This window comes from Lichenifustis flavocetrariae, assembly GCF_026130545.1.
Lineage (GTDB): Bacteria > Pseudomonadota > Alphaproteobacteria > Rhizobiales > Beijerinckiaceae > Lichenihabitans > Lichenihabitans flavocetrariae.
In genome coordinates this window covers 1-3,785 of record NZ_JAMOIM010000116.1, presented here as the reverse complement: position 1 = coordinate 3,785, position 3,785 = coordinate 1, and the positions used below count along the sequence as shown (strand labels likewise).

General features: G+C 64.5%; 5 protein-coding genes and 1 pseudogene. 5 read left to right on the top strand and 1 reads right to left on the bottom strand.

Annotated features, from left to right (window positions below):
• The coding region (locus tag M8523_RS35955) for a LysR substrate-binding domain-containing protein (RefSeq protein ID WP_282589586.1) at positions 1 to 612 on the bottom strand (612 nt) is incomplete at its 3' end.
• A gap of 136 nt (positions 613 to 748) precedes the next feature.
• On the opposite strand from M8523_RS35955, the gene M8523_RS35950 reads away from it, so the two are divergent.
• The 5 genes and pseudogenes from M8523_RS35950 to tnpB form a co-directional block, all read left to right on the top strand.
• A complete protein-coding gene (locus M8523_RS35950) occupies positions 749 to 1,294 on the top strand; it encodes a carboxymuconolactone decarboxylase family protein (protein ID WP_282589585.1) in 546 nt (181 codons plus the stop codon).
• 62 nt (positions 1,295 to 1,356) lie between these two features.
• A complete protein-coding gene (locus tag M8523_RS35945) occupies positions 1,357 to 1,998 on the top strand; it encodes a pyridoxamine 5'-phosphate oxidase family protein (RefSeq protein ID WP_282589584.1) in 642 nt (213 codons plus the stop codon).
• Positions 1,995 to 2,477 carry a nuclear transport factor 2 family protein gene (locus tag M8523_RS35940; protein ID WP_282589583.1) on the top strand — a complete coding sequence of 161 codons (483 nt, stop codon included), beginning with the start codon at positions 1,995 to 1,997 and terminating at the stop codon, positions 2,475 to 2,477. The genes M8523_RS35945 and M8523_RS35940 overlap by 4 nt, the downstream gene beginning before the upstream one ends.
• Before the next feature lie 214 nt (positions 2,478 to 2,691).
• Positions 2,692 to 3,238 (top strand): annotated as a pseudogene (locus M8523_RS35935) (IS3 family transposase); the annotation flags it as partial.
• A 260-nt stretch (positions 3,239 to 3,498) separates the two neighbouring features.
• Positions 3,499 to 3,785: IS66 family insertion sequence element accessory protein TnpB (tnpB, locus tag M8523_RS35930; RefSeq protein ID WP_282589582.1), on the top strand; the 287-nt coding region annotated here is incomplete at its 3' end.

Genomic DNA, 3,785 nt, shown 5'->3' with positions numbered 1-3,785 from the left:
GACCAGCTTGCCGGCCGGTCCGAAGCGCCATTCGTTGGTCGTGTCCAGACTCTCGAATGCGATGACGTCGTGGGCGGACAGGTCTTTCGGCGTCTTCGGCGTTCCGCGACGCGCGAGATATCCGGGGCTCGCCACCAGGGTTTGGCTGACGGACCCGAGACGGATCGCCTTCATGCTGCTGTCGGCCAGGTCGCCTACCCGAACCGCCACGTCCACGGATTCCTCAGCCAGGTGGACGTTGCGATCCGACAACGTCAAATGGACGGTTAGGCCCGGATGCTTCGTCAAGACACGGCTGACGATTGGCAGCACATGCAGCCGGCCAAACAGGATGGGCGCCGCGACCTTCAGCGATCCCCGGGGCTCGGCGTCCTCGCCCTGGGCGCGGCGCTCGGCTTGCTCGATGTCCTCCAGCACCTGCCGGCAGCTACCCAGGAAGATCTCGCCACGTTCGGTCAGACGGACGGAGCGCGTGGTGCGATTGAGAAGGACGAGCCCCAGCCTGTTCTCCAGGTCCGCGACCGAGCGAGTGACGACGGAGGGGGACAGCCTCAGCTGCCTGGCCGCCTCCGCGAAGCTGCCCAGCGAAGCGACGGCGACGAACGCGCGCATAGTCTCAAGTCGATCCATGTATTGTTGCGTAAGCGACAACAAAGACTTGTCAACAAACTCATTATCGCGGGCCAGGGCCGGACGTACATGTGTCGGGACGCCGGCGCCGCCGGCTCGAAAGCAACTGGAGGGTGCCATGTCCAAAATAGCCGTTCCTGCCCGCGAAGCCGCTCCCGCCGCCTCCCAGCCTTTGCTGGACGCCGTGGAGAGGCAGTTGGGCGTCGTGCCCAACCTTTTCCGCCTCGTCGCCCTGAGCCCAGCCGCCCTGCAAGGATTCCTGGGCCTCGGCGGCGCACTCGGAAAGGCGCTGGACGTCCGGACGCGCGAACGCATCGCCATCGCGGTCGCCCAGGTCAACGGCTGCGACTACTGCCTGTCCGCCCATGCCTATCTTGGGCTGAACCTGGCGAAGATCGACGAAGCCGAGATCGCGCTGAACCGACGTGGCGCGTCGTCCGATCCCAAAGCCAACGCGGCCGTCGCGTTCGCCCGCAAGATCGCCGAGAACCACGGGCGTGCCGCGGAAACGGAACTCCAAGCGGTTCGGGCGGCCGGCTATACCGACGCGCAGGTCATCGAGATCATCGCCGTGGTGGCCGAGAACGTCTTCACCAACATGGTCAATCTCGTCGCCGGCACGGAGATCGACTTCCCGGTCATCCATACCGCCCAAGCGGCTTGAAGCAACCGGCTGCCGGCAGGGATGAACGCCGGCAGCCGCCCCCTTTGAGTGAGGCGCCAGTCATGGCTTACGGATTTCTGGAAACCCTCTCGACACCTGGCGTGCGGGCCGCACAAGCAGCCAACGGCAGCCTCGAAATGTGGGAGGGCTTCAGCGGTCACCGCGCGTTTGACCGCTTCACCGACGCCGAGGCGGATTTCGTGCGGGCGCGCGACAGCTTCTACATGGCCACGGTCTCGGAAACGGGATGGCCCTATGTTCAGCACCGCGGAGGACCTATCGGCTTCCTGAAGGTTCTTGACGAGAAGACGCTTGGGTTCGCCGATTTCCGCGGCAACCGCCAGTACATCAGTCTCGGCAACGTGGCCTCGGATGATCGCGTCGCCCTGATCCTCATGGACTATCCCAATCGCGCGCGCCTCAAGATCTTGGCGCACATGAGCGTCCGCGATCTCGCCTCTGAGCCCGAGCTTGCAGAGCGTCTGTCCTCGCCTGGCTACAAGGGACGGCCCGAACGTGCCTTCATCCTGAAGCTTGAGACGTTCGACTGGAATTGTCCCCAGCACATCACCCCGCGATTCACGGCGGCCGAGGTCGCCGCGGGGACATCGCTCCTCAGGGAGAGGCTCGCCGAAGCCGAAGTCGAACTGAAGGTTCTTCGCGAGCGGATCGCCCGTCACCCGAACCCGGAGATCACCCCATGACCGTTTCCGCCGAGGCACGGCCCCCCTTTCCGCCCTTCACGCGTGAGACCGCCTTGGAAAAGATCAGGAAGGCTGAGGACGCCTGGAACAGCCGCGATCCGGAACGGGTCTCGCTCGCCTACACGGTGGACAGTCGATGGCGTAACCGCAGCGAGTTCATCCAGGGGCGTCCGGCTATCGTCTCGTTCCTGCGGCGCAAATGGGGCCACGAAAACGACTATCGCTTGATCAAGGAGCTTTGGGCGTTCACCGAAGACCGCATCGCCGTTCGCTTCGCCTACGAATGGCATAACCCGACCGGAGCCTGGTTCAGGTCCTACGGCAACGAGAACTGGGCCTTCGATGCGCAAGGTCTGATGCGTGAGCGGCACGCCAGCATCAACGACGTCGCCATTGGCGTGAGTGACCGAAAGTTCTACTGGGATCGTGTCGGACCGCGTCCCGCCGACCACCCGGGCTTGAGTGAATTAGGCCTGTGACGGCAGCGTCGGCCCGTTTGAGGGCCGGCGAACTTCGAACCTCGCATCGACAATAGCGCTCGCCCAAGCCCAAGTGAGACGCTCGCCTTTGCGGCGCGTAATGATGATCGGCCCGACGCGCAATAAGGAGAGATGGCTCGGGGAATCTGAACAGGTGGCATGAGTGGAGTTTCTGCCTGACGGCGGCCAGGATGGTCGCGGAGCAGGAGAGACGATGAGCAAGCGACCACGGCGGAATCACGCACCGGCTTTCAAGGCGAAGGTGGCCCTGGCGGCGGTGCGGGGTGAGAAGACGCTGTCTGAGTGGCGCAGCAGTTTGACGTGCACCCGAACCAGATCACGGCCTGGAAAGCGCAACTGCTGGATGGCGCCGCCGGCGTCTTCGGTGCGGATGCGAAGGTGGAACCTGCTTCGCCGCCGGTCGACGTGAAGACGCTGCATGCGAAGATCGGCGAGTTGACGCTCACCAACGATTTTTTGTCCGGCGCGCTCAGCAAGGCCGGCCTTCTGAGCGCAAAGCGATGATCGACCGCGATCACGGCCTGCCGATCAGCAAGCAGGCGAAGGCCCTCGGGATCAGCCGGGGCAGCGTCTATTACCTGCCGCGATCGGTGTCGCCGGCCGACCTCGTCGTCATGCGGCGGATGGACGAACTGCACCTCGACTTTCCCTTTGCAGGAAGCCGCATGCTGCGCGATCTCCTGCGCCAGGAGGAGATCACGATCGGTCGTCGGCATGTCGCGACGCTGATGAAGCGGATGGCCGAAGTGGCCCGACGCAATACGGTGAGCGCCAGCTTGGTGTTTGGGTGGCGTCGCTTGGCGCGCGAAGGGCTGTTGGGACGGGGCGTGCCAGCCCTCATGCCGGTTGAGATTGTCGCACCTATTCGCGCACTGCCGGCGCCCTCGCCGTCCGTGGCACCACGTGCAAGGCGGTCGGCCGGGCTGATCGAGATCGAGCTGTCGCAGGGACGCCGCCTTCGGGTTGGCCGCGATGTCGACGGCGACGCGCTGGATCGCCGGTGATCCCGCTGCCGAGCGGCGCCAAGGTGTGGCTGGCGATCGGCCACACAGACATGCGCAAAGGGATCGGCGGGCTGTCGCTGCTGGTGCAGGAGGTCCTTGGGCGTGACCCGTTCTGTGGCCATCTCTTTGTCTTTCGGGGTCGCCGATCCGACCTGATTAAGATCGTCTGGCATGACGGCCAGGGCGGCTGCCTGTTCATGAAGCGGCTAAGCAGGTTGCAACGGGCTGGCCAACGGTTGGGGACTGTGATTCCGTTTTTTCAGTATGGTTCGGAGGCGAAGCA

Bases quoted from the DNA above. Each gene is read 5' to 3' on its own strand.
- M8523_RS35950 (WP_282589585.1), top strand. From the start codon at position 749: ATGTCCAAAATAGCCGTTCCTGCCCGCGAAGCCGCTCCCGCCGCCTCC.
- M8523_RS35945 (WP_282589584.1), top strand. From the start codon at position 1,357: ATGGCTTACGGATTTCTGGAAACCCTCTCGACACCTGGCGTGCGGGCC.
- M8523_RS35940 (WP_282589583.1), top strand. From the start codon at position 1,995: ATGACCGTTTCCGCCGAGGCACGGCCCCCCTTTCCGCCCTTCACGCGT.